The 24,334-nt window shown below is 64.6% G+C and carries 20 protein-coding genes and 1 riboswitch; of the genes, 7 read left to right on the top strand and 13 right to left on the bottom strand.

Going from position 1 to position 24,334, the window contains the following annotated elements; all coding sequences use genetic code 11:
• Nucleotides 1-27 precede the first annotated feature (27 nt).
• From GEV26_RS10955 to GEV26_RS10940, 4 genes are all read right to left on the bottom strand, one after another.
• Nucleotides 28-822 (bottom strand): hypothetical protein, encoded by a 795-nt coding sequence (locus GEV26_RS10955; RefSeq protein WP_153653106.1) that lies wholly within the window; start codon nucleotides 820-822, stop codon nucleotides 28-30.
• Nucleotides 823-865: 43 nt separating this feature from the next.
• A complete protein-coding gene (locus GEV26_RS10950) occupies nucleotides 866-4,141 on the bottom strand; it encodes a UvrD-helicase domain-containing protein (RefSeq protein ID WP_153653105.1) in 3,276 nt (1,091 codons plus the stop codon).
• On the bottom strand, nucleotides 4,138-7,209 hold the full coding sequence (locus GEV26_RS10945; RefSeq protein WP_243838707.1) for a PD-(D/E)XK nuclease family protein: 3,072 nt from the start codon (nucleotides 7,207-7,209) through the stop codon (nucleotides 4,138-4,140). Before GEV26_RS10945 ends, GEV26_RS10950 begins: the two co-directional genes overlap by 4 nt.
• Before the next feature lie 906 nt (nucleotides 7,210-8,115).
• On the bottom strand, nucleotides 8,116-9,411 hold the full coding sequence (locus tag GEV26_RS10940) for a vWA domain-containing protein (protein ID WP_153653104.1): 1,296 nt from the start codon (nucleotides 9,409-9,411) through the stop codon (nucleotides 8,116-8,118).
• Nucleotides 9,412-9,511: 100 nt separating this feature from the next.
• Here GEV26_RS10940 and GEV26_RS17890 point away from each other — a divergent pair, with 100 nt between their 5' ends.
• The 4 genes from GEV26_RS17890 to GEV26_RS10920 all read left to right on the top strand — a co-directional run bounded on the left by GEV26_RS17890 (nucleotide 9,512) and on the right by GEV26_RS10920 (nucleotide 13,863).
• Nucleotides 9,512-9,961 carry a helix-turn-helix domain-containing protein gene (locus GEV26_RS17890; RefSeq protein ID WP_194839827.1) on the top strand — a complete coding sequence of 150 codons (450 nt, stop codon included), beginning with the start codon at nucleotides 9,512-9,514 and terminating at the stop codon, nucleotides 9,959-9,961.
• Nucleotides 9,962-10,052: 91 nt separating this feature from the next.
• Nucleotides 10,053-11,168 carry a T3SS (YopN, CesT) and YbjN peptide-binding chaperone 1 gene (locus tag GEV26_RS10930; protein ID WP_153653102.1) on the top strand — a complete coding sequence of 372 codons (1,116 nt, stop codon included), beginning with the start codon at nucleotides 10,053-10,055 and terminating at the stop codon, nucleotides 11,166-11,168.
• A 77-nt stretch (nucleotides 11,169-11,245) separates the two neighbouring features.
• A complete protein-coding gene (locus tag GEV26_RS10925; protein ID WP_153653101.1) occupies nucleotides 11,246-12,913 on the top strand; it encodes a nuclease-related domain-containing DEAD/DEAH box helicase in 1,668 nt (555 codons plus the stop codon).
• Nucleotides 12,910-13,863 (top strand): PGN_0703 family putative restriction endonuclease, encoded by a 954-nt coding sequence (locus GEV26_RS10920; RefSeq protein WP_341769337.1) that lies wholly within the window; start codon nucleotides 12,910-12,912, stop codon nucleotides 13,861-13,863. Before GEV26_RS10925 ends, GEV26_RS10920 begins: the two co-directional genes overlap by 4 nt.
• A 169-nt stretch (nucleotides 13,864-14,032) precedes the next feature.
• Here the strand turns inward: GEV26_RS10920 and GEV26_RS10915 are convergent, their stop codons facing one another.
• The 3 genes from GEV26_RS10915 to GEV26_RS10905 all read right to left on the bottom strand — a co-directional run bounded on the left by GEV26_RS10915 (nucleotide 14,033) and on the right by GEV26_RS10905 (nucleotide 16,020).
• Nucleotides 14,033-14,605 (bottom strand): hypothetical protein, encoded by a 573-nt coding sequence (locus GEV26_RS10915; protein WP_153653099.1) that lies wholly within the window; start codon nucleotides 14,603-14,605, stop codon nucleotides 14,033-14,035.
• Between the two features lie 219 nt (nucleotides 14,606-14,824).
• Nucleotides 14,825-15,412 (bottom strand): DUF2510 domain-containing protein, encoded by a 588-nt coding sequence (locus tag GEV26_RS10910; RefSeq protein WP_153653098.1) that lies wholly within the window; start codon nucleotides 15,410-15,412, stop codon nucleotides 14,825-14,827.
• An 8-nt stretch (nucleotides 15,413-15,420) separates the two neighbouring features.
• Nucleotides 15,421-16,020 carry a DUF2510 domain-containing protein gene (locus tag GEV26_RS10905; protein WP_153653097.1) on the bottom strand — a complete coding sequence of 200 codons (600 nt, stop codon included), beginning with the start codon at nucleotides 16,018-16,020 and terminating at the stop codon, nucleotides 15,421-15,423.
• 171 nt (nucleotides 16,021-16,191) lie between these two features.
• Nucleotides 16,192-16,303, top strand: a riboswitch (SAM riboswitch).
• Nucleotides 16,304-16,330: 27 nt separating this feature from the next.
• Between GEV26_RS10905 and GEV26_RS18065 the strand changes: the two genes are divergently transcribed.
• Nucleotides 16,331-16,687 (top strand): hypothetical protein, encoded by a 357-nt coding sequence (locus GEV26_RS18065; protein WP_153653096.1) that lies wholly within the window; start codon nucleotides 16,331-16,333, stop codon nucleotides 16,685-16,687.
• Here GEV26_RS18065 and GEV26_RS18235 read toward each other — a convergent pair.
• Both GEV26_RS18235 and GEV26_RS17880 read right to left on the bottom strand, forming a co-directional pair.
• Complete coding sequence (locus GEV26_RS18235) at nucleotides 16,582-16,851, bottom strand: DUF1990 family protein (protein WP_424923848.1); 270 nt, start codon at nucleotides 16,849-16,851, stop codon at nucleotides 16,582-16,584. The two genes, GEV26_RS18065 and GEV26_RS18235, sit on opposite strands and share 106 nt — an antisense overlap.
• A gap of 194 nt (nucleotides 16,852-17,045) precedes the next feature.
• The gene (locus GEV26_RS17880) at nucleotides 17,046-17,420 is read right to left on the bottom strand and encodes a MarR family winged helix-turn-helix transcriptional regulator (RefSeq protein ID WP_194839824.1); all 375 of its coding nucleotides are present in this window, start codon (nucleotides 17,418-17,420) and stop codon (nucleotides 17,046-17,048) included.
• A gap of 137 nt (nucleotides 17,421-17,557) precedes the next feature.
• Between GEV26_RS17880 and GEV26_RS10885 the strand changes: the two genes are divergently transcribed.
• On the top strand, nucleotides 17,558-18,646 hold the full coding sequence (locus tag GEV26_RS10885) for a substrate-binding domain-containing protein (protein ID WP_243838706.1): 1,089 nt from the start codon (nucleotides 17,558-17,560) through the stop codon (nucleotides 18,644-18,646).
• Nucleotides 18,647-18,693: 47 nt separating this feature from the next.
• On the opposite strand, the gene GEV26_RS10880 is transcribed toward GEV26_RS10885, so the two are convergent.
• The 4 genes from GEV26_RS10880 to GEV26_RS10865 form a co-directional block, all read right to left on the bottom strand.
• A complete protein-coding gene (locus GEV26_RS10880; protein ID WP_153653093.1) occupies nucleotides 18,694-20,370 on the bottom strand; it encodes an allantoin permease in 1,677 nt (558 codons plus the stop codon).
• A 75-nt stretch (nucleotides 20,371-20,445) separates the two neighbouring features.
• Nucleotides 20,446-20,715, bottom strand: coding sequence for an FmdB family zinc ribbon protein (locus GEV26_RS18230; protein WP_153653092.1), 270 nt, complete (start codon nucleotides 20,713-20,715; stop codon nucleotides 20,446-20,448).
• 5 nt (nucleotides 20,716-20,720) lie between these two features.
• Nucleotides 20,721-21,962: a formamidase gene (gene fmdA, locus GEV26_RS10870; protein ID WP_153653091.1), complete on the bottom strand. Its 1,242-nt coding sequence runs from the start codon at nucleotides 21,960-21,962 to the stop codon at nucleotides 20,721-20,723.
• Nucleotides 21,963-22,423: 461 nt separating this feature from the next.
• Nucleotides 22,424-22,849 (bottom strand): hypothetical protein, encoded by a 426-nt coding sequence (locus tag GEV26_RS10865; RefSeq protein WP_153653090.1) that lies wholly within the window; start codon nucleotides 22,847-22,849, stop codon nucleotides 22,424-22,426.
• A 146-nt stretch (nucleotides 22,850-22,995) separates the two neighbouring features.
• Here GEV26_RS10865 and GEV26_RS10860 point away from each other — a divergent pair, with 146 nt between their 5' ends.
• On the top strand, nucleotides 22,996-24,291 hold the full coding sequence (locus GEV26_RS10860; RefSeq protein ID WP_153653089.1) for an HNH endonuclease signature motif containing protein: 1,296 nt from the start codon (nucleotides 22,996-22,998) through the stop codon (nucleotides 24,289-24,291).
• Nucleotides 24,292-24,334 lie beyond the last annotated feature (43 nt).

The following is a 24,334-nucleotide window of genomic DNA, read 5'->3' as shown; positions in this document are numbered from 1 at the left end:
TGCGGGTGATGAGACCGCCCGGCGGAATCACTGTCCCCAGAGGTGGACGGAAGACCGGCCACGGAACCAAAGCTTGGTCTTCTTGTGCTGTCTGAACTCGCCCAGCCAACCGATCGGTTTGACGACGATATCGGTGCGGACGGAGCGCCCGTTCGTCCCTGTCCCCGGCATGTAGTGGAAGAAGTTCGCGTACCACCCAGCGTACGTCGGCGTCGAGATGTGCCAACGCGGGGTGGTGAGGTGGTCCGGTCCCACCACGGGCGCGTTGAAGAACGTGGGCTGATGGTCGTCAGGAGCCCGGAGCGGCGAATCGACGTGAATTGTCAAATGCATCGAGTCCCATCCGCCGCCCCACACTTGCTGCCATGCTGCTGTCGCCCGGCGGCGTTCAAGATCCGGTGAGTCGGTGACGCGACGATTGATCAGGTGATGCGCGATCTGGGAAGCGCCATTCACGGACACTAGGTCGAACGCTATACCGCCGTTGGAGGCGGTCCAGGCAAGGACGTCCAAGACACCCTCCTCACCCCACCACCGATGGACGACACGCAAGATGGGGTCTTCGGTCGGCCACGCCTTTTGACGCCAGGCCTCGAGTCCAAGGTCAGGTCTCGTCCAACCCAGCCCATAGACCAGCAGGTGAAGTAGTGGAGCCCAGTAGGCGATCACGTCTTCGTGATCAGTATCTAGGGATGGACGTGCGGGGATTGGCACGTCCGGCGCGTCTGTCGCGGCCGCCTGCCATGCGGCGGCGACGTGCCGGATCCAAGGGCCTTGCTCGCCCATGACATTGGCCCACTCGTCGCTCGAATTCCAAGTCATCTGTTCATCCTCGTTATCGTCCTACCAAGGAGCGCAGGCGGAGTCACGCTTCTACAGCTTTCCCAGAAGCGACTACTGCGACTGCGGTTTCGGGGCGTAGGAAAAGGAGCATCGCTGCAACGCGCACCTTGTGAGCCGTCGCCGATTCCAGGCACCGGACGTATGCGTCGATCTGAGGCCTGTAGTACGCCACCCGTGATCCGATGGCCTCGGTCGGCACGGCATCTGTCTTGTAGTCCACGATGACCAGCGAGCCGTCGTCCTCACGATAAATGAGGTCAACGTACCCCTCGAGGATCGTCCCATCGTCCTGGACGGTCCCGACGTACGACTCGCGCCAGTGCTCACGGGACGCGGCGCGTTGGACGATTTCACTGGACAAGGCTGACTGGACAAGTGCCAGTACGAGGTCCCAGTGCTCGGAGACGCCCTCGGCGACGCATTGAGCAGTGACGGCTGGTTCGACCCCGTCTCCACTTACGAGATCGATGACCTGAAGCACCGCATGGACGGCACGACCGACGGCAGAGCCATAGCGTCCCTTGGACCACGGTGGAAGCTCGAGATCACGGGGCGCTTTGGCCGCGCCGCTCTCAAGATCCGTGGGTTTGGCGAGCGCCACAGCGGGCTCGGTGCCCTCCAGACCCGAGGCGCTGATGGCAGAGGGCGTCGCGCTGCTCTCATGAGCGGCCTCCCACCACTCACGCCACTCCGCAAGCGGCAGGGGAGCCGGCGCGCACTCCAGTCCCGGGTCGGAGCGAGGTAACGGGGGCGATGCAGTGAAAAGGGCAGGGTTCGCCGCTGTGGACGCGCCTGCGTCGGCCAAAAGCTTGGCCGACGTTGATGCTGTCGATCCTTCCGCCCGATGCAGAGAGACCACGAAGTGATCGCGAGCGCGGGTCGCTGCGACATAAAGTAGGCGCAGCTTCTCCAGATGGTCCATCTGCTCATCGACCGGCTGGGCGGCCTCGAAATCACCGGTCTGAACGCTTTTGGCGAGCTTGACCTCGTACCCGCCGCTCGGCGGCCAGAGCAGGCGGATGCCTCGGCCGTTCGATGGCCGCGAGGTCATGCCGGACAAGATGACGATCGGGAACTCGAGGCCCTTCGCAGCGTGCACCGTCATGATGCGAACTGCACTGACGTCTGTCTCGGGCAGGACCGCCTCGGCGACCCGCGACGTCTCCTGGCCCTGATGTGCGGCCCACGCCAAGTAGCCGCGGAGACCTCCGTGTGAAACCTCTGACCAGGCGCGGGCTTGGTCGATGACGAACCGGATACGCCTCCAGGCGTCGCGAGCGCGCGGACGGGTCGCAGCCACCTCAAGGACGCGACGGTCAGCAGCGATGCGTCCGAGCACCTCGCTTGGCGTCATCCAGCGTGCCTCGAAGGACAGTCTTCGCAGGTAGGACAATGCTGAACCCACAGGTCCGCACGACAACGGGTAGTCGTCGATCTCGGAATAGATAGAGATTCGCCCACCAGCACGCTTCCAGTGCCACAGGTCGTCGTCCCCGCAAGCGAACAAGGGCGATCGAAGAGCGGTAAGAAGGGCGAGCGCATCCGTGCTGTCTGCAAGCACACGCGCGCACGCCAGCAAGCTTCGCACCTCGGACGCTTGGTAGACGAGCGAGCTCGCCTCGGCCCGATAAGGGATGGCGGCGTCCTCCAGCGCGTCCTCGAGAAACGGCAATGAGGTTCTCGCTGGGACGAGAATCGCAATGTCCTCCGGACGAGCATCACGCCACGTCTTCGTCTTGCGGTCGTAAACCTGCCACTTGTTCTCGAGAGCCTGCCGGACCACGCCCGCCACATCTGTGCTCTCGCGCTCGCGCAGCAACGAGGCGGCTGCCTTCGGCAGGTCGCCGTGAGGGGTGGCTCCCAGCACCGTGACGGCAGGCCCAGCTCCGGTCTCGGTGCGGTGACAGTCGAGTGGATCGTACGATGGCTGGGCCCCGGACTGATGCTGGATCAGGGCGCCGAACACTTGGTTGACCCACGCCAGGATCGGCTCAACGGTTCGGAAGTTCGTCGACAACCGCGCAGTCGATCCGATGTTCTGCTGGGCTTCCAGGTATGTAGCGACGCTCGCCCGACGGAACCGATAGATCGACTGCTTGGCGTCGCCGACGATGAACAAACGCCCCTCCGTGACGTTGATGTCCTGCCAGCGCTGCTGGTCTGCGGTGGCGCCGCCGGCGATCCTGACGGCGAGCTCGATTTGGATGGGGTCGGTGTCTTGGAACTCGTCCAGCAGGAGGTATTGATAACGATCATGAAGCGCTGACCGCGCGGCAGCGCTGTCGCGCAGCAGCTCGCGCGCGATCACCAGCAGGTCGTGAAACTCTAGCCGCCCCTCTTGGCGACGTCTCGTCGCGGAAGCAAGAACTGTCTGACCCACCCATTGAGTGATTTGTCGCAGGCACTGGTCCAGCACCAAGCCGGTGATGGCCGCAGCCTGCTCGGCGAGAGACTTGCCCGCCTCCCGCAACTCGTCGATGGGGATCGTCCAATTCGTCTTCCTCCCGCGTGTGAACGACAGCGCAGCAATGTCTGCGATGACGGCCAATTCTTCCTCGATGCCTCCAGCGGCACCCAGCAGTGCGGCGAGTTCCTCAAGGAGGCGCACCTTGACAAGGAGCAGGTCGTCGTCCGCAGTGCACTGGTCACGGAGCCGCGAGATTCGCGTGGCTTCGTCGAGGAACCCTGTGAGGTCCGGGACCCGCAGGGGAAGAGGGTTGAATGACCCGATGCGTTCGTGGATGAGGTCCCAGTCCCGGCCCAACGCAAGACTCAGGGAGCGGACGTGGTCAAGGGTCATGCCGAGGGACATCCCTAGAAGGAGAGGCTCGCGGACCGAAATGTCATCGAGAATGGTCCGCTGGATCTCTGCCCACCGCTCCTCGAATGCCACCGATGAGCCGACCTCGTCAAGCACTTCGATCAGTGGGGGGAGGGATGCTTCGATGGGGTGCTCCATGAGGATGCGCTGTGCGAAGGCGTGCAACGTCCCGATCGCGGCGCCATCGAGATCGTCGAGCGCCTCCTCGCCAAGCCGCCGCTGGTCCGGATCATCGCCTTTGGAGGCACCCTCAAAACGCTCGCGCAGGCGATCTCGCAGCTCCGCGCCGGCCTTCTCGGTGAAGGTTACGGCAGCGATCGACTGCAGAGGGACCCGATCTCGAAGGACCAAGGTGGCAATGCGGTCAACGAGAGCGGTGGTCTTACCAGACCCTGCTCCAGCGTTGACGAACAGCGTCGATGCGGTGTCGTTGGTGATGCGGTCGCGATCAGGCTGGTCGCTCAGCGGTGTACTCATGCGGGGTCCTCGTTGGTGATGGCAGCGGAGTCGATCAGCGCGACGAGATCAAAGAGGCTGACGTCGTGTCGTTTGCGCTCCCAGCGTTCACGTGCCTCGCCGTGCCCGATGCCGTCCGGGTTGCAGTAAGGGCACTGAACCCATCTGAAGTCTTCGGTCTCAGGTGCCTTCGCCGGGAACAAGCCGGACCGGATGGACTTGACGAGGACCTCGAGGGTCGACCGGTAGCGGTCTTCGACCTCCGCAGTCATAGCTATTTCGACGCGTCCAGGATCCTTCCGGACGAACCAGTAAGCCGTCACCACAGGCGTTCCCTTCGAGCCGAACACCTTGCGCGCTGCGTAGGCATACGCAGGCAGCTGCAGCTTGGTCCCTCCCACGTCTGGCTCATCCTGGGTGATTTCTTTGAACCTGCGCTTGCTACCGGTCTTGATGTCGGTGACATGAAGTGTCCCGTCGGCCGCCACATCGACCTTGTCTGCGCTGCCTCTCATCAGGACGGTGCCGCTGGGCACCAGAATCTCGACCGGGGCAATGCCATCTGTGCCGAACGACAGCTCACTGGCAACTACAGCGCTGTTGGTCTCAGCGCGCCACGCGTCGTCGACGTCGAGCATGTTGGTCAAGTCAGTGATGACCCGGTGCTTCTCGCGTTCCCAGAGAGTGGGATGCCCAGTGAGGCCACGCTCCTCGAATTCTGTTGCTTTGGCCTGGGCAATCTCCACTAGCCGTGAGCGCTGTGACTCGGACCATGGTTGCCCATAGCCCGGGAGGGCGTCAGCGAACTCGGTGACGAGCGCGTCGAACGACTCGTGAACCAAGTTGCCGATGTCCATCGGCGAGATCTCGACTGAGTCCTCAGGTTGCTCGAGAGGTTCCACCCCCAACAGCCTTTCGACGAAGAACGCGTGAGGGCACGACGCGTATGCCTCAAGGGCGGTGGGAGAGACAGCCTTTTTGCCGCGCGCGTAGTCAGGCAGGCCGCCGGTCTCGCTCACCTTGCCGTCGAACCTCGTGAACTCGGAGCTGTCCCGGGCGTCGAGCAGTGCGTGCGCCGACGACACGGCGGCCTCGTCGAGTTCGCCGCCGATCGCGGCTCGCGTTCGCCACTCTTGCTCGGAGGCTAGAACGGATGTGGTCAACAGTTCGCCAGCAAACGAGCCGGATGTCACGACCGCGCCGGCGTATTCGGCGTCCTCCCACTCCGTGGCGGGGAGACGATGATTGCCGCTGAGCTCGCGAAGCGAGGACAGCAGCCAGCGGCTCGGCAGACGATGGGTCGACCGCCGAAGGTCGCCCCGGGGGAACGACGCAACCACAGACTTTGCGCTGGACATAGCAATCAGGAGGGCGCGGTATTTTGCGTGCAACGCGTCGCGTTGAGAAGTCAGTTCGTCAGGCACCGCCGCACGGGCACGGCGGGACAGAAGTGCATCCTCGCGAAGCTTGCCCGGATAGGTGTCTTCACTGAGGCCAACCAGATAGATGACATCAAGCTCCAGACCTACGGCCGCCGAGATCGGAGCTACTAAGACCCCATGGCCGAATTTCCCTACTCGGGGGAGTGCGGACGCGAGTTCGAGGTCAAGGACGTCCCGCAGGGCGCCAAGCGATGCCGAGCCATCCACTGTTTCAAGGACCGACATGCCACGTAGTACTGAGGACATGGTGACGGCGGCATACTGCTCCTCTGGGGGAAGCGTGCCTCCGGCGTCGCCGAGAAGAGCCGAGAAGAGTTGCTCGGCCCAGTCGGCTAGGTCGCTCCACGATGCGATCCCGGTCGCGTCAGCAAGTTGCGATCGCAGCCCGGTCACAAAGGCGCGGAGTGCACAGGCTGTCTCAGCATCATTCCGGTGCCGATCGGCGAGCCAGGGCCGATCCCCGGACTCGTCTTCGCGATCCGCCTCACGAAGCATGTCCCTGGCAAACGTCGCCAGCATTTGGTCCCAATCAGTGCCCCCCACGACCCCGGCGCTTCGCGAGATTCGTTCCCACGCGCCGACTGGGATACGTGTCCCTGTGAAGTCGCACGCAGGGGCATTGGCAAGCGCACGAAAGAGGTCGGCGCGAGGAACGTCATTGTCGACGAGAGCCAGGACTTCCGTCAGGAAACGAGCAGATGCCCGCTCGTGCACTGCCCGTACTCCGGGCCCGTTGACCGTCACGCCCGCCGTGAGAAGTTGCTCGTGCAACAGGCGCGCGTAGGGGCTCGCCGAGGCATACAGCACAGCGATGCGGTGTCCAGGAGTCGTCTGCAGTGACTCGACAACTTCGCGAACGACGCTTCGAACTTCGTCGTCGGAGTCGGACGCATTGATGATCTTGGCGGCTGTAGCGATTTTGGGAGACCAAGCGGTGCTCGCTCCGATGCGGCGAAGAGAGCGATGCACCAGCTCGTCAGCACGCCGCGCACCGGTCAGGCCCGCGATGACCACCAATTCACCGGATTGGCCAAGGGCCTGCGCAAACGCAGACTCCGCCAGGGAGAGTTCCTGCGGTAGGTAGAGAATCATCGCGGAGACTTTGTAGCCTTCGTCGATCCGTCGGGTCGCGGCCTCCAACAACGCGGTCTCGTCGTACCAGTCAGCTGAAAGTTGCGCTGAGACCCGGCGGTGGAGCGACACGAGGCTAGGAGTCAGGTTCGCCGATGTGGACAGGGCGTCGAGCCCGTCCTTCGTGAGGTCTCGGAGCTCACCGTGTGCTTCGGCGAGAGCGCGGATTGTGCTTGGATGGTTCGCCACGGACCCGAACACGCCGGCGTCCTCATCCAGCGCTTTGCGCCAGGCGGCGGTCAACACGGTCCGGGTCTGCGGGCGACGCGGGGCGAAGGTGTTGGCTGCGATGCGTTCGGCGAGCCTCGGGAGGGTTGTGATGTCCATGCCGGCGACGCCGGCGGTTCCGTTGCCTAGCCCTGCTGCCAGGTGCCTCCTGGCTACGATGCCAGCGACGTTGCTGGGCGCAAGGACGGTTACCGGCTTCATGGGGTCGCCACCCTTCAACTGGGCGACCACATCCGTCAGGCGCGCTAGGGCCCCTGAACCGTAGTCGGTCGCTTCAACTCGGATCACGGCGTGGGATTCCCGTCTGTGTGGGCCTCTTCGCCCTGGTATCTGGGTGGTGATGGACCGGCGGCGCTGGTCAAGTTCTGGGCGGGACGATCCCGCACGGAAAGCTGCTCATCAACGCTCCTGCGGCCGCCCTGGTGGTGCGAAGGCTCGAGTTCATTCTGGCTACCTGCGAGGTGTTTGGTTTGAGGCAGCGAATTCAGCACGAACGGGGGTGCTCTTGTGGCGCCTCCTGCTGGCTGTACCTCAAAGCTGGCTCCGTCCTCGCGACCTTGGTTCTGTACGATCATGACCGACTTGAGCGCAGATCTCCTTGGTTCGCCGAAATCGAACGACGTGAGTTCGATCTTGGTGCGTGGCGATACCAGGAGGGAAGGTTGTTTAGACGCCACGGTGCACCTGACAGGGCAAACCCGTTAGGCATGTCGCTGTCAGTCCAATAACCAGTTGTCTTCCGCTCGCGCTGGGTACGGCGAAGTGAACCGGCCCAGATCCGACGACACATGGCAGCCGGCGAACGCCGAGTTGAGTCCATGTCGAAGTCTCCGAACGCCTGATGGGTATCCGCCACGAGCTGGACGGGCGTGAAGCCTTCGGTGCCGAGCAAGCCGTCGGGGCGCGCGCCGACAGTCCGTCGTCGACGAGGCGGCTCACGGGCGCTCTCGTAGGGTCGAACCATCGGACGACGAGTCCCGAGATCTCGTCGTCCGGTGGATCGCGTAGGACGAGGCCGTCCGACGCGCAGATGGACCGCGCTCATCCGGACTGCGTTCCACCCGCGATCATCGGGGCACCGCGCCGGGGCGACGACCAGCCGGGGGAGCCGGTTGATGAACACCACGGCCTCACCGGCGTCTTCGCGGCGACGTGCTCGTACACCCGTGTCTCGTTATCTGTTCGTCGAACAAGTCAGCCGGCGCTGGGGCGACGACGGTCACGTCCGCGCATGTTGAAGGCGGTGTCGGTGACCGTCATCTTGCTCACGTACGTCATTCCCGTGGGGCTCGAGTCGGCCTTGAGCCGGCGCAAGGCGTCCTCGATGACGGCGCGATCCTTCTCGAACTCAGGACGCCGGTGGGCCGGGACGTCCGCCCAGTGCCGGTGGACGCTGCGCAGCGCGCGCTCGTACCGGCGACGAGCGGCGTCGAGGTCACCCACCTGCAGCGCATCGGTCGCGCGGCGCTTGAGTCGCTGGACACCCTGGAACAGCACCTCGGCCGTGACCTCGCGATCGACCTTGGCGGGCTTCGCGTCGCCGTCGACGACGTGCGCCCACACCGTGTGCGAGACCGAGTAGTCCTCGAGGTCGTCCGCCAGCACGTACGTCAGGCGGACCGTCGCGACCTTGCGGCGTCCGGGCTTGGGCGCCTGCTTCGGGTCGAACTGCAGCACGACGCTGCGAGTCTGATCTGCGGTGAACGCGCCGAGAGCGATCTGCACGCCGTCGTTGTGGGCGGTGACGTTGAGGTCACCCAGGACCGACGTGCGCTGGACGCCGTTGCCCGGGACCACCGTCAGACGAACCGACAGGAAGCGCTGCGCGAGCAGCTCCCCGCACTCCGCAGCGATGGCCTCGCCGGCAGTGCCCGCCTCGTCGGCGAAGTAGTTGTTGCCGGCTCCGGCCATTGAGACCGCCTCGAGCAGGAGCTCGTCGTAGCCGAGGCCCATCCCCAGCACCGACGTGCTGATGCGCTGGTCGAGGAACTGTCCGGTACGTCGTCCGATCACGGCAGGATCCGTGACGCCTCTGTTGGCGTGCCCGTCGCTCACGAGCAGGACGCGTACGCCGTCGTGTGACTCGAGGCGCTGCGCTTCCTTCAGCCCGCGGACGAGACCTGCGGCGAGGTCGGTCGACCCCCCGGGGCGTACCGACCGGATCATCGCCTTGATCAGGGAGCGGTTGGAGACGGGCCCGGCAGGCACGACGACGTCGACCGTGTCGTCGAACGTGACCAGACCGAACGTGTCGGTCGGCGCGAGGCGGTCGACGACATCGCACAGGGCCTGCTTCGCCTGCTCGATCGGAGGACCCGCCATGGATCCGCTGCGATCGAGCACGACCACCAGCTGGGTGGGGACGGCACGGGTGCTGTCGGGCATCGGCGGCGCGGTGACCTCCACGAGCATTGAGGCCCGGTCTGCGGAGGTGAGGCTCGGGGTCAGCCAGGTGAAGCGATCCCGATCGAGTCGAGTGGTGAGTTCCATTCTCGGCTCCTTTCGTCTAGGCTTGTGCAAGCAGCATAATGCATCGAGTAGAGATTATGCAAGGAGCATTGTCGTGAATTCTCTTCCACCCTTCGCCCGGGTGATCAAGGAGCAGCGGGACCGCAAGGGGATGTCGCGGTCACAGCTGGCCGAAGCGGCTGAGCTCTCGTACCCCTACATCTCGCAGCTGGAGACCGGCCTGCGCAAACCGTCCCGCAATGCCGCTCGTGCGATCGCGCAGGCGCTGGACCTCAGCGTCGAGGCGCTCGAACGGACGATCCCGGGCGACGTCAAGGACCGCTCTCAAGTGCGGGAAGCACAGCAGTTTTCAGAGCAATTGCTCTCCGGCGGGCCACCCCCCGGGGTGTCGCAGCTCCGCGTCGCGTCTGCCCCTGGTGGCGGTGGCGAGCATGCCGCGCCCGGGTCGCGCGAGGACTTGATCGGCGACATTCTCGACCTGGTCGAGGAGTTCGATCCGGGGGAGCGGCTCGACGTCCTCGCCGAGGTGCAGAAGCGGGCCATGCAGAGGATGCTCGACGCCCGCCGGTGACTAGTCTGCATCACTGAATTAGCCCGTTGCATAAAACTGTCGGTGCTCGTCCATAGCGTCAACCACGACGACGAGCGATGGGAGATGCGCGATGGGCAGCTATGAGGAGACGGTGGTCGACCGTGAGGTCGCTGGCGCCTGGCTGACGTTCCGCGTCCGTGTCGCTGACCGCCTGGCCGACATGCCCGTTGACGACGTCCTGGCTCTGGGCCTGCCCGATGCCGACGACGGATGGACGGTCGAGCTGGTCGTGACGCGGCGCGACTCGCGCTTCGAGGCGCTCTGGGAGTGGGACGACGAGCAGGACCGACCCCAGGCGCGGCACGGGCGCAGCATTGCGTTCGGCCCCGGCAGCATCGACGCGTACGCCCGCGTGATCTCGGATGCGCTCGAGTCCGCCGGTGCCGTCCACCCATCGTTCGTCGAGGTTCTCGCAGGCGATCTCGTCCTTGCTGACCCTGCGGAGCCCACCTCCGCACCGGCCCCACGAACGCCCACACCGGAGTCCGTGACGCCACTCGACCGCGCCGATCTGCAGCAGTGGGTCGAGCGAGCCGTGTCCGAGCGCCTCGGCTTCGAGCCCCCGGTTCGCGACGATGGGTCGATCGGCTTGGCACGCGACGCCGGCAGGGTCGACATCCGGGTGAGCCGAAGCCGTCCGGTCGTCGAGGTGTGGGCCGTGGTCGCCCGTGACGTCGACGTCCGCAAGGCGCGCAAGCGCCTGCTGAAACTGAATGGGCGCTTCCATTTCTTCTGCTTCTCGCTGATCGGCGACAGCCTGGTGGTGGCGACGACGGTGAACGCCGCCCCCTTCTGCTCTGCACATCTCGACCGCGCCATCGACTCGACCTTCGGCTTTCTGCAGGACGAAGGAGCCCGGGTGCGCGCCAAGGTGATCCGGCCGCGTCCGGGTACGCCTGTCGCTCTAGGCGTCGACGAGGACCTGCTTCTGCTCTTCGGCATGTCTGGGGGCCGGTCTGACCTGGTCATCATGGCGCGTGACCTCGCGGACGACTCGCGGAGATCGCTGCGGCGTTGGCGCGACGCTGCGATCGAGGCAGGCAAGCTGGCGAGACGCAGGACCGCCTCGGCCGAGGGCGCATTACAGGACGCGCTCCTCCTGCAGGTCATCGCCTGGCGCAAGGTCGTCTCGGCACTGGACGACGCGATCGGTGAGATCACCGACGAGAGCGGCGCTGCCGCGTGAGGGCGTCCAGGCCGGCCGACCCCGAGATCTCCCTCCCTTCCGGGCAATTGCCCCACTTCAGTGACAGGATCCCTGCTATGCCCACTCCCATGCTGTGGCCCGAAGAGCCCAAGTTCGCCAGCGGTGCAGAGCAGCGCGTCTGGACCGCTCTGCGAGAGCAGCTCGGCGAGAACGATCTCCTCATCGCCAACCAGCGATTCACCGACCACGCTCGCGACTACGAGCTCGACATCGCCGTGGTGTTCGAAGGGCTCGGAGTCGTCGTGCTCGAGATCAAGGGCGGGAAGGTCTGGGTCGAGCACGGCAAGTGGTTCCAAGAGCTGCCCGAGGGCGTGAAGCGCCGCGATCCCGTCGAGCAGGCCATGACGGCCAAACACGTCTTGAAGAAGTGGGTCGAGGACTCGATGGCCTGGGCCGGCAAGAGGCCGATCCTGTGGGCGCACGGCGTCGTGCTGCCGAACGTACGACTTGATCCGCAGTTCGACATGCCCGACTGCCATCGGTGGATGGTGGTGGACCGAGCCGACATGGACGACGTCGTGAGCCGTCTTCGCAACATGCTGACGATGCAGGAGCGGGACGCCCGTCCGTGCGACGCGATGGACATCGTCGCGATCCACGAGGCGCTGCAGGGTCGGTTCCTGCCTCAGCGGTTCTCCGCGACGTTGCCGTCCGACGCCGTGGCGGACCGGGTCGCCGACCACGACGACGTCATCGAGCGACTCAGCCTGGAGCAGTCCCGCATCCTCGACTTCATCGCGCACGTCGACCAGGTCGAGATCCGCGGGGGAGCGGGCAGCGGCAAGACGTGGCTCGCAGTGGAGCAGGCACGCAGGCTCGCGCGCGACGGCCAGCGGGTTGCGCTCATGAGCTATTCCCGCGGCCTGTCCGTCTGGATGGGGCGCCGGCTCAGCACGTTCGGCCACAAGGACCAGCCGGCGTACGTCGGCACGTTCCACGGGCTCGGCGCGGAGTGGGGCGCCACCGAGGGTGACGACAACGACTCCGACTTCTGGGAGAACCGACTTCCGCAGGAGATGCTCGGCCTCGTGCGCGAGCTCGAGTGGGGCGAGCTGTTCGACGCCATCGTCATCGACGAGGCTCAGGACTTCGCCGACTCGTGGTGGCCCGTCGTCCTGGAGGCCCTGAAGTACGAGGACAGCGGCCTCTACGTCTTCACCGACGAGGGGCAGCGCATCTTCCATCGCTTCGGGGACTCGCCGGCCGGGCTCGTGCCGCTCATCCTCGACCGCAACCTGCGCAACACCAAGCAGATCTCGCAGACGTTCTCGCCGATGGCGCCCAACCGGCTCCGGGTGAGTCAGCACGAAGGCGAGGAGGTCCGCTTCGTCGAGTGCTCTCATGAGGACGCTCTCGACCGGGCCGACGACATGGTCGACCAGCTGATCGACGAGGGCTGGCAGCCGTCCGACATCGCGGTGCTGACCACGGGCCCGCGGCACCCGGAGCAGAAGTCGCGGCAGGAGGCCGGCTGGCAGTCGTACTGGGACTCGTTCTGGGACAAGGACCAGGTCTTCTACGGACACGTCTCGGGATTCAAGGGGCTTGAACGCCCCGCGGTGATCCTCGCAGTCAACGAGCAGCCGGGACGGGATCGAGCGACGGAGCGTCTGTACGTCGGGCTGTCCCGCGCTCGGGACCTGTTGGTGGTCTGCGGGGACGCGGAGCACATCGAGGCACAGGGCGGACCGGCCGTCCTGAAGCGACTGAGGGGGATCAGATGAGCACGGACCCAGCTGCCGCGTGGGACGACCCTGTCTGGCGAGAGACATCGGACAACCGCTGGCAGGCAGGCCTCCGGCTTCAGCAGACGTGGTGGCGCCAGACGATCGCGGGTCAACCGGCCGGTCCGGCGACCGGCCAGCTGGGTCGGCTCGTCGGTTCGATGTTGCCGCTCGATGTCTCCCTCGACGTCAACTTGATGACGCCCGCTGCCCGCGCGGCATTTCACCGGGCCAAGAGCGACTCGAAGGGGCGTCCGGGGATGATCCAAGAGGACCGCCTCCGTCGCAACGCCCTCTCGTCGCAGCCGCTGTGCTTCAACCTCTTCGGTCATCTGGCGAGTGATCCGGCGTCGATTTTGCCGTGGATCCGGGAGATAGACGATCAGGCATCCATCGTCGACGACATCAGGATCGAGTGGGCGCCGAGCACAGGTACGTTCTCCGGCTCTGCGTTCGATGCATTCGTCGAGTACACGACCGGGACGGGAGAGCGGGGATTCGTCGGGGTGGAGTGCAAGTACCACGAAGATCTGAAAGCGACGCTGCGCAAGCCGGCCGCACAGAAGTTCCTTGAGCACACGAGCAGTCAATGGTGGCGGCCGGATGCGGCATCCCACTTGGACAAGAACGGTCTCCGCCAGCTCTGGTTCAACCAGCTCCTCACGCAGGCGACCATCGAGATCGAGGCGTACGACCGCGCGTTCGGCGTGGTCGTCGCGTGCGACGAGGACCAGGCCGCGCGCGTTGCGACCGCCAAGGTCCAGGAGCAGCTGGTGGATACTGCCGGACTGAGCTTCCACTCGATCCAGTCGATCGTCGAGGCCGTCGACGGCCACGACGACTGGCGTCGCACGTTCTCCGAGCGCTACACCGACTTCTCACCCATCAGTGGCCTCCTGCCCCAGAACGATCCTCGTCGGCCAGCGACCTCGAAGAGTTCTCGTGGGTGAGAGGTCGTCGTCGACACGGTGATCGACCGAGGGGTTGCCCCTCCGGTCGAGCGTGCAGCCGGCGCGTACGCCAGGACCTTCCCACAAAATTCGGGGCCAAACCCCCGTGGTGGGCGCACGCGCTGGCGGCCGATCGGCGCGAGACGAGACGACGCGGACACCTGGCCAGCTACGAGCGGAACTCGTAGGTCGTGACTGCATCGCGGTCGATGCTGGTGATCAGGCTGTCGTAGAAGACTTCGGTCTGGTCCTTGAGGAGCGCGCTGTTCGACGCCAAGTACTTGGTCCGTGCCTCGCTGTCCAGAATCTTGTTGATCATCGCGACCTTGTCGATGTCTGGGGTGAACCACTCCAAGACCCCAGCGTCCTCTGTTGCGACCTTGAAGGTGGGCTTCTCGTAACCGATGAACGTGAAGTCCGGAATGGAGACGCGAAATGAGTTCTCTCCCGACTTGGTCACGTCGACCTGGGCGCCATCGATCCCGAGTTTTGCATTGAAGTTGTACTGCAGGAAGACCTGTTCAGCACTGCCAGGGATGCACTTTCCGAAGGCCTCCGCGCAGCGCTTCTCATTGGTGATGCCTTGGACACCAAGGCTGAGGAGAGAGACCTCCTGGGTGCGCTCGATCGCATGAATGACTTGGGAGTCGTGGCTCTCCGACTCGATCCCGAACGGGCTGAGCCAGCCCAAGTCTCGAGTGGCCGCGAACGCGCCAATGCCGAGCACGAATGCTGCGAACACAGACAAGAAGCGGAACGTCCCGCGAGGGGCCCGAGGCGTCATGGTTCCCCTGCTTTCTGGAAGTGCGCGGCTGTGGGAGTCCCAGACATCGAGCCCGGAGGCAGGCTGGGGTGGCCGCGGTTCTGAAAAAGTAGCCCATCAGGCGGGCGTAGGCGCGCAGAACAGCAGGCCAGAAAGTCCTCGAATGTCGGGTTTTTACGGTCTTTTGACGGTCCGGTGTCACCCACCGAGCTTCCAGGTGATCGAGCCGGTGTCCCACTCGGCCGTGCCGGCGTAGCGGTAGCCCGACGCCGTCCCGTCGCTGTTCTCCTCGTTGACAGCGATGCACTCGAACGTCCCGGTGAGAGCGGTGAGATCGTCAGTGGATCCGCCGCCCGTAGCCGTGCAGCTCGTGTACTTGATCGGACCCTCTAGGAGGTCGTCGGCGACATTCTCCTTCGCGTCCTTGGTGATCTGCTTCTCGAGTGCCTCCACCAGGTCACGACGCACGTCTCGCTCGGCCTCGTCGGCCCGCTCCCGCGCGTCCGCAGCGGCGTCTCGCTCGCGGCGGTCCTGCCGCTCCGCGGCTGCCGCCGCTCGGTCGCCTGCCAGTCCGTCCTGATGTTGCTTCACGGCGATGGCCGCCGTGACGCCCGCCACGAGAAGCACGACCAGGGCCGCGACCAGAGCAACCTTGGGAGACGGCCGGCGCGACCGGCGTACGTACGGAGTGCCGCAGCCGGGACAGAACTCACCCGGCGACGTGCTCGCGGCGCTGCACTTGCGACAGATCCGGGTGGGTGTGGACTCTGCTTCGTTGTCAGTCATGCGCGCTCTCAGAACGAGTCGTTGATCGTGATGCGGTCGTACGACTTCGGCAGCTCGTCCGTGCTGCCGCACGAGAGCGTCGTGGTCTGACCGATGGCTACCGGCTCGGTCGTGCAGTCGGCGAGTGCGAGCACCTCGCTGCCCTTCATGAACTTGATCTCGACGAGGGCCGAGTCCTTCTTGTCGCGGTTGTTCGTGACTTTCAGCTTGGCGATGTCGATGCTGCCGAGCACGTCCTCGTCGACCTTCCAGCCGGACGAGTAGTCGAAGCCCGACACGGAGAACTTCTTGCCCTCGACGATCGTCAACGGGTTGTCGGGGCCGCCGGGCTGCTTGTCCTTGGCCACTTCCTTCTCGATCGACTTGCCGGCCTCATTGGCGGCGCTGCCGAGGAGTGCAGTGCATCCGGCGATGAAGAGGACGCACGCCGCGATGATTCCGAGCATGACGTTGCGGAACGTGTGCCTCTTCTTCGGCGGCGCGACCTGCTCAGGCGTTGCCTGCTGGGTGTGCTCGGTCCACGAGCTGCCGTCCCACCAGCGCATGGCGCCGGACGAGTCGGGATAGAAGCCGGGCGGCGTGCTGCCGCTAGGGGGTTGAGTGTTCATGGGAGTCCCTCCGATCGGGGCAGCACTGCGCCGCCCGCCGAGTCAGCATCGACCGGCACGGAGGCGGAATCGACCGAAGTTGGCCGGTATGGCCACAGCGAGCCACTCATGTGGTCACTTCGAGGCGCCTCAGCCGGAACTGTCAGGTCCAGCGCGTAGTGTCGTCCTCACGCTCACGAGCGGCAGCGACAAGTACCTGGCTGGCTGTCCGGCAACCCCCGACGTGGTGGGTGCCCCAGGAGAAGAGCAGGTCACGGATGACCCTCCGCGACAAGCGATCGGAGGCGCAGCCTCCAGGAACGAGCACCTCATGAACGATCCGAGCACCCCGTCCACCGCGGCATGCGGACTCTTCCGTCCAGGCCATTCCGTGCACTGGATCCAGGCGCGGCTCACCCGGCAGGATCCTCGGCCGCACACCACCGTCGAAGTCCTCGGCGTCACCGGGCGGGTCATCACGTTGGGCACGCAGCGCGGGACGATCAACGTCCTCAATCACGATCCGGCTCGGCTTTCAACGATCGTCGACCGGCATGGCGCAGCGGGCGTCCTGGTGGGCCGTCATGTCCTGCGACTTGGTGGCGGCTTCTTGATCAGCGTCTCGGACGACATCGATGCAGGGCTCGGCGAGTGCACGAGTCGACCATCATCCAGTGATCGCACGTAGCGCTGGGTCGTGCGAGCCTGCACGAGCCGCGGCGCGGGGCCGCCCGCCCGCACGATCCGGGTGGTCGGCGTCGAGAACGCGGTGATGGTCGCCGTCACCGAATGCGTGTGCGGGTCGATCTCGACCAGGAAGCAGCGAGGCCGAGGCTGTTTCGAACGCAGCACGTTCGTGGCCGATGAATAGGGACGCTCGCACGTGGTGGTCGCCGCCCAGGAGATTGCCGGACGTCGAGCCGACGTCGGGATAGGTCAGATGGGACATCTGGAGCCTCCCGCCCATGGTGAGTTCTCGACGGGTGCTTCGTTCCCGGGGGTCCGGTCTGGGGTATGACCAGTGTCGAGATGTCGGCGGGACCGGCCTAGAGCTGGCGTGCCAGCTTGATGAGCTGGGATCGTTCAGCCTCGCCAAGCACCTCGTAAGCCGAGCCATAGAAGTGCGCCAATTCATCAACGAGATCATCGCGGAGATCCTCGCCCCTGCGAGACGCGCGAACAAGAACGCGACGGCGGTCATTCATGGCGGCCTGCCGATACACCAAGGCGTTCGCGACCAACTTGTCGACAGCTCGGGTCACGCTGGCCGCCGGCATGAAGACCGCGGAGGCAAGATCAGTCATCGGGATCTTCTCGTTCCGGACGATGCAGTCCAGGATCTGCCACTGCTCCAGCGTGAGCCCTCGCACCTTCACATGCGCTGCAACCAGGGCGTTCGTGCGTCGGACAAAGCGGTCCATTGCTGAGGTCGCTTCCGCCAGCTCGCTCCTGCGCGACGTCGAGTCAACTACAGGACCAGTTGTGTCCACGGAAACCCTTCCAATCGGAACATTTCTAGTCAAAGATATAGCACGATCGCGCAATCTCAAGGAGCCCCGTGTCAAGTGCCGTACTGCAGGCTCGCAGCCCGTCACGCGCGGCGGACGTGTTTCGCCTTGCGCTCGTGGTGCCTCTGCAGGGGCCTGCAGGCATGTTCGGGCCCTCATGCGAGGCCCTCGCGGCACTCGCGGCCAAGCGGTTGAATGCGGAAGGCGGATTGCTTGGGCGGGCAGTTGAGCTGCACGTGCTGGACGGAGGCAAGGCTCCATCCGAAGTCGCGCACGAGGTCAAAGCTCTGTTGGACGTCGGTGGCATCGATGGTGTGACGGGTTGGCATATCTCGGCCGTTCGCAAGCGGCTGGCCCCCATGCTCAGTGGACGTGCTCCGTACGTCTACACCGCGCTGTACGAAGGCGGAGAGACCACAACGGGTGTCTTCTGTTCTGGTGAGACTCCGCGTACACAGATCGCGCCGGCACTGCGGTGGCTTCGCGACAACGAGAACCTTCGACGTTGGTGCATCGTCGGCGACGACTACGTCTGGCCCAGAGAATCAGCCGCAGCAACTGTTTCATTCGCTCGCAGCCTGGGACTTGAGATCGCCGACGAGGTGTATGTGCCGTTCGGGACATGCGATTTCAGTTCGGCCATGCGGCGTGTGAAAGAAAGTGACGCCGACGGAGTTCTGATGCTGTTGGTGGGGCAGGACGCTGTCCTTTTCAATCGGCTCTTTGCTCAACAAGGGCTCGACCATCGCATGACTCGGTTCAGCCCGCTGATGGAAGAGAACATGCTTCTCGCTAGCGGACCAGGCAGCACAAGGCGGCTCTACGTGGCCGCCTCGTACTTCCGTTCGCTTGCCACTGCCGGAGCAATGGACTTGACCAGCGATTACGTCTCGACCTTCAGTGCGGACGCTCCGCCGCTCAACAACATGGCCGAATCCTGCTACGAAGGCGTTCAAACGATAGCTGCCCTCGTGCGACGGGCGAAGTCGTTCGATCTGCGACGCATCCTGTCAGTGTCGGAGTGCGTAGGCTTCGACAGCCCGCGCGGAGTCATGCAGATGCGGAACTCGCACCTGGATCATCCGATCTACCTTGCGGCGGCCAGCGACTACGAGTTCGACGTGATCACCTCGCTGTGACAGCGACGGCACCCCGTCAGGGTGCCGCCGCTGTCATGTCCGACGACTCAGCGAGTTGCCACGCGGGTCGCGAACTCGACGTGCTGGCGGTGCCTGTCCGTTGCGAGGCACAGAGAGCAAATGGGTTCGCCGTGGGTCGGGCAACTCATCATGTCTGGGCGTTCGAACACTTCGTGGCAGACGTGGCACACGTAGTCCCCGCTGGACGGATTGCCTTGGGCGTCGAATCGAGGCTCAGCGAGTCCGTCGTCCGTTCGCTTCAGGTAGTAGCGGCCCTTTGTCAGCACCGCAAGCAACGGTGTGGCGACGAGCGCCACGACCACGGCCACGATCGCGGAGTAAGGCTTGATTCCGCCGCCCAGGGCGCCGAAGTAGACAGCCCACGACAAGCCTGTCGCCAGCAGGAACGAACCGACCCCGACGGGATTGACGGCATAGAGCATCGTCCTGCGGTACTCAGGCTCCATCGGGGAGAGCTTCAAGATCATCTTGTTGATGATGATGTCGGCGCCCACAGTGACAATCCAAGCGATACCGCAGTTCGCGTAGAACCCGAGAATGTCGTTCAGGACGCTGAACATGTCGCCTTCCATCAGCGCCAGTGCGACGGCAAGATTCAGCGCCAAGAACACGAGTCGGCCGGGGTAGTGCTTCGTGACTCGCGTGTAGGCATTTGTCCATGCCAGCGAGCCTGAGTACGCGTTGACGACATTGATCTTGATCTGGCTGATGACGACCAGGATCACGGCTAGCGTGATCGCAAGCCAAGCGGGTACCGCGGTCAAGAATGCGGCTCTGAACTGCTCGACCGGTTCCGCGGCCACCGTCGGTGACACCGTCGCCAGAACGTACACCGCAAGAAAGACACCCAGCGCCTGCTTGAGAATGGCAAGGAGGACCCAGCCAGGACCGGCGAGCACAACTGCCAGCCACCATGCCCGCTTGTTTTCCTCGGTTCGAGCGGGCATGAATCGCAGGACATCGTTCTGCTCCCCGATCTGGGCGATCAGGGAAAGCACTACGCCTGCGCCCAGCATCACGGAGGCAAAACTCAACTTCTCATTGCCGCTCTCTCCCGCATATGAGAAGAAGTCCGACACCGAGGACGGGTGGCTGACGGCAAGGTAGACCACCGGAGCGATCATGAGGAACAGCCACAGCGGTGTGGTCCAGAGCTGCACCTTGGTCAACGTGTTCATGCCGTAGATGATCAGCGGAATGACGATCAAGGTCGATAGCAGGTAGCCGAGCCAGAGGGGTACGTGCAGACCCAGTCGGAGACCCTGCGCCATGATCGAGCCCTCAAGGGCGAAGAAGATGAACGTGTAGGAGCCGAAGATGGCGGCGGTCAAGACTGATCCGTAGTAGCCAAACCCGGATCCGCGTGTCACCAGATCCAGGTCGATGTTGAATCTGGCGCTGTAGTACGCGAGAGGAAGCGCTGTGATGAAAATGATCACCGCCGCCACCACGATGGCAACCAGAGCATTGATCGTCCCGTGGGCGATGCCGATGCTCGCACCGATGGCAAAGTCGGCGAGATATGCCATGCCTCCGAGCGCCGTCGTTGCCACCGAGGCTGTGCCCCAACGCCGATAACTGCGTGGTGTGTAGCGAGCGGTGTAGTCCTCGGTCTTTTCTCCCTTGCTGTTCTTGCCAGCTTGGTGACTGTGTTCACTTGTCTCGTCGGACTCGCCCCCGACGGATTCTGTTCTAGCGTTCATCAGGGCTCATTTCATTGATTCTGCGAATGGGTGTGTTGTCTTCGGACGTCCCGCCGCGGGCCCCACAACTCGTCCCTAGTGGCTGTGGCCGGCGGAAGGTAGGCGGCGCCCGGTGGGCCCACCAGTCGTTGTGGGCTCTCCACTCAGCGCCCTGTCGATGGTTCGACGGCCCGTCTTGCTCGCGTGACGCAACGCCCCGCGAGGGATCGTCAGGCTTGGGGGCGTGAACACTCGCTTCGCGGCCTCGAAGCATCGCGGGCACAAGCACGGATCGCCGGCTTGGTCCAGGGCTCGACCGATCTGGAAGGGGCCGCAGGTCGCGCACCGAAATTCGTACGACGGCATGGCTCCTACCGCCCGTCTGCGCTTGGAAGGACGTCCCGATCGAGAATCGAGAGCGGGATGCTCAGGGAAACAGCAGCATTCGGAATATCGACCACTCCACCGATCCGGCCCTCGACCGGAGCCGCACCCAAGAACAGGTACGCCTGCTCGAATGTCCATCCCATGGCGGGCATCAGGTAGTTGATGGCGTTGAGGCACGCTTGCCGGTACGCAACAGTCAGATCCAAGTAGTAGTTGCGGCTGTTTTCGACGCTGATGCCCTCGAAGGTCAGGAACTCTGAGTAGTTGGGGGTGACCCTGCCGGGCTTGAAGAACGGCATGGTGGTTTGGTACTTGTCCATCCCTCCCTTGATGACGTCAAAGTGCAGATCGATGAACCCCGGCATTTCGATTGCGCCGCAAAATGTGATCTCTCCGTCACCCTGGGCGAAGTGAAGGTCGCCAATGGAGAACAGGGCTCCAGGCACAAAGACGGGCAAGAAGACTCGGCTGCCTACACCGAGGTCTTTGATGTCGACGTTGCCGCCGTGCTCGCGTGGCGGGATGGTTCGGCACGCTTCCGATGCAGCGCGCTCGAACTCGTTTCCGCTGAGCGTGCCGAGCAATGCGCCACTCGAGAGTGGCGGAAGCGCCAGCGCGGGAATCTGTGGCGCCCCGGAGATGTTCCCGTCGTGTGCGGGAATGTCGCCGGTCACGCGATCTGGATTGAGGTCGATCAGCGCCTGCTCGCGTCGGTTCCACTCGGCCAACAGCTCGGGGGAGGGGGCGCACCCGAACAGGCCGGGGTGCGAGTTGCCGATGAAGCGCGCGCCGGGCACGTGCCTCGAGCTGGCCCACACGCCGTCAAGATCCCAAATTGCCTTCGAAGCACCGGGGGAGTAGTCAGTGAGGAAGCCACCGCCGTTCTCCTTGGCGAAAACGCCGGTGTAGCCCCATTCCTGTTCTTGGAAAGGGCCGATGTTCAAGATGTCCACGACGAGTAGATCGCCGGGCTCGACGCCCTCGACGGCAAATGGACCGCTCAGCATGTGGCACGGGTCGATGTCCATGTCCCGAATGTCGTCGGACGAGTCATCGTTGCGGATCTGGTTGTCGGTCCAGTCCTTGCACTCGATTCGGTAGGAATTGCCCGGTGCAATGACGGCAGCCGCAGGGATTGCAGGGTGCCACCGGTTGTGTCCAGGGACCCTCTGGTCCCTCATGGACACGGACAGGTCGCGGTCGATTTCAAAGATGACTTCGGGCATCGTTCCTCCAAGTGGGTAGTTTCAAATGAAAGTAACCCAGGTGGAAGTATGTGGACAAGGCCTCTTGAAAAAAGCTCTGGTTCGGCTCCTTTCGGGTGAGGTCATGCTGAAGAGCGAGTATTCGTGCCTGATCTGTGAGCGTGGGCGGGCGCGAGCTGGGCAAGAACCGCGCTGCGACACCGGGAAAGCTCCAAGCAGGAATCGGAAGCCGCAGATGGGCGCCGCGTTGGTTCGCGCCGGCATCGACGACCACTTGACGGCTGGGCCTTCAGCTGCACCTCATCGGCGAGTCGGCCTGCCGAGCAGCCCCACCAGCCAGCCGGTCAATCATCCTGCTTGGGCAGTGCATCTCGCGGGCCTCGCTGGCGCCTCGTCTTCCCGCGGTGGGTAGGCCGATGGGCGAAGAGCGACTGCGATTGTGCATGTGGGAAGTTGTGAATGCTCGGGACTCGCGGACCTGGCTACAGCCTGCTGCGACAGATGGTGGCCCAGGCTTTTGACGTGGCCTCCAGCGCCCTGAACTCGTCCTCAGGGGTGTCAGGCTTCGGCACCACGTCCCTGACCGCGACGAGCCATGTCTTCAAGATGTCGGTGTCAGGGTCGCCCGGATACAGCGTCTCGAGCGACTCGACGAGGGCCAGGCCCTTGGCGCTCAAGGTCTTGACCTTCGTGGCGTCGTCGGCGGTGCCGGTGCGGTTCGAGATCTCCACCGCCCGCCGCCCAGCCTGGTCGGTGGTCGTGCAGATGCTCACCTTGAGCTCCTCCTTCGTCGGGCCGGCAGACGCGGACGAGGGGGGCTTCGGTGCAGGAGCCGCTTCTCCGCCGCAGGCCGTCAGGACGGGGACCGAGAGCAGACAGAGAGCGACGAGACGTGAACGAGTCTGCATGTCACCATTATGGCTCCATCGGGTGTCTCAGCGGAGGACTAGGCTTGGGGTGGCGGCTCCGTGACGTCAGATTTTGCCTGATATCAGAGGAAAAAAGTTGCTCAGAGTGCTTGACCTGGTATCCGACTTCTGATTGACTAGAACACATGTTCGAACAGTCGATACGAGCCGCAGGTGAGGCACTCGATGCCGTCCGCCTCGACTCGTACGACCTGATGTCCGCGCCCGAGCAGATCGCCGCGTGCGAGGCGCTGGCGCGGCTCGAGGCCCGGGTCAAGGCCCACCAGCTGGCTGCGGCCGGGGCCGCCGACCGGTCGAAGGCCGCCTCCACCGTGGGCGCGACGTCGACCGGGGCGATGCTGGCCGGCGCGTTCGGCGGCGATCCCGTAGCGGCGGGGCGCATGGTCAAGCAGGCCAAGAAGCTCGAGTCCGCGTCCGCGACCCAGGAGGCGCTGGCCAAGGGCGAGGTGACGCTGGCGCAGGCCGAGCTCATTGCCGACAAGCTCAAGGCACTGCCGGGTGACCCGTCGCCGGCGCAGCGCGATGGCTGCGAGACGCAACTGCTCGACGACGCCAAGAAGATGTCGCTGAAAGACCTCAGCCGCCGGGCCGACCGCATCACCGACACCTTCGCCCCCGACGACGTCGATGCCCACGAGGACGAGACGATCCGCGACCGCGAGGCCGAGGCGCGCAGGAAGTCCTACTTCTGGATGGCCGACCGCAAGGACGGCACCTACAAGGGCGAGTTCGTGATCCCCGAGGCGCAGGGCGAGATGCTCAAGAACTGCCTCGAGGCGCTCAACGCCCCGCAGGTCAAGAAGGCCGAGGACGACCCCGCGCTGGCGGTGCTGGACGACAAGCCGTCGTACGGCCAGCAGATGGCGGTTGCCTTCATGACGCTGATCGAGCACCTGCCGGCCGACCGACTGCCCGACGTGGCAGGCGTGGGGGTGACCGTCACGGTCAACATCGACCTCAAGAGCCTCATCGACGGCATCAAGGCCGGCACGCTGTCCACTGGTTGCCGCGTCTCGGCCACCGAGGTGCGCCGGATGGCATGTGAGCAGGGGCTCCTGCCGATGGTGTTCAACGGCAAGCCGCTTCCGGTCGACTGCGGACGCGAGCAGCGACTGTTCAACAGGGCGCAGCGTCGGGCCGCCGAGCGACGCGACCGCGGCTGCACCTTCCCGGGCTGCGACCGGCCGCCCGCCTGGTGCGTCGGACACCACGCCCGCAAGCGCTGGGCAGACGGAGGGGCCACCAACCTTGAGGACATCGTCCTCATCTGCGCCCACCACCACCGGGTCGTCCACACCCAGGACTGGGACATCGAGTTCGCCGCCGACGGCTATCCCGACTACATCCCACCCGCATCGCTCGATCCGCGGCGCAGGCGTCTGCGCAACGGCAGATTCCGAGCCGACGCAGCGGCGGCATGAGGATGGCGGACGTGATGTCGCGCCCGGGCTCTAGGCTCAGGGC

It is taken from the genome of Aeromicrobium yanjiei (assembly GCF_009649075.1).
Classification (GTDB): Bacteria; Actinomycetota; Actinomycetes; order Propionibacteriales; family Nocardioidaceae; genus Aeromicrobium; species Aeromicrobium yanjiei.
The sequence above is the reverse complement of the archived record's forward strand: the minus strand, read 5'-3'. Positions and strand labels throughout refer to the sequence as shown.

Coding starts and splice junctions, on each gene's coding strand:
- GEV26_RS10860 (WP_153653089.1), top strand. CDS start 22,996: ATGTTCGAACAGTCGATACGAGCCGCAGGTGAGGCACTCGATGCCGTC.
- GEV26_RS10880 (WP_153653093.1), bottom strand. CDS start 20,370: ATGAACGCTAGAACAGAATCCGTCGGGGGCGAGTCCGACGAGACAAGT.
- GEV26_RS10865 (WP_153653090.1), bottom strand. CDS start 22,849: ATGCAGACTCGTTCACGTCTCGTCGCTCTCTGTCTGCTCTCGGTCCCC.
- GEV26_RS10920 (WP_341769337.1), top strand. CDS start 12,910: ATGAGCACGGACCCAGCTGCCGCGTGGGACGACCCTGTCTGGCGAGAG.
- GEV26_RS17880 (WP_194839824.1), bottom strand. CDS start 17,420: ATGGACCGCTTTGTCCGACGCACGAACGCCCTGGTTGCAGCGCATGTG.
- GEV26_RS10910 (WP_153653098.1), bottom strand. CDS start 15,412: ATGACTGACAACGAAGCAGAGTCCACACCCACCCGGATCTGTCGCAAG.
- GEV26_RS10925 (WP_153653101.1), top strand. CDS start 11,246: ATGCCCACTCCCATGCTGTGGCCCGAAGAGCCCAAGTTCGCCAGCGGT.
- GEV26_RS10940 (WP_153653104.1), bottom strand. CDS start 9,411: ATGGAACTCACCACTCGACTCGATCGGGATCGCTTCACCTGGCTGACC.
- GEV26_RS10955 (WP_153653106.1), bottom strand. CDS start 822: ATGACTTGGAATTCGAGCGACGAGTGGGCCAATGTCATGGGCGAGCAA.
- GEV26_RS10950 (WP_153653105.1), bottom strand. CDS start 4,141: ATGAGTACACCGCTGAGCGACCAGCCTGATCGCGACCGCATCACCAAC.
- GEV26_RS10930 (WP_153653102.1), top strand. CDS start 10,053: ATGGGCAGCTATGAGGAGACGGTGGTCGACCGTGAGGTCGCTGGCGCC.
- GEV26_RS18065 (WP_153653096.1), top strand. CDS start 16,331: ATGAACGATCCGAGCACCCCGTCCACCGCGGCATGCGGACTCTTCCGT.
- GEV26_RS18230 (WP_153653092.1), bottom strand. CDS start 20,715: ATGCCGTCGTACGAATTTCGGTGCGCGACCTGCGGCCCCTTCCAGATC.
- GEV26_RS10905 (WP_153653097.1), bottom strand. CDS start 16,020: ATGAACACTCAACCCCCTAGCGGCAGCACGCCGCCCGGCTTCTATCCC.
- fmdA (WP_153653091.1), bottom strand. CDS start 21,962: ATGCCCGAAGTCATCTTTGAAATCGACCGCGACCTGTCCGTGTCCATG.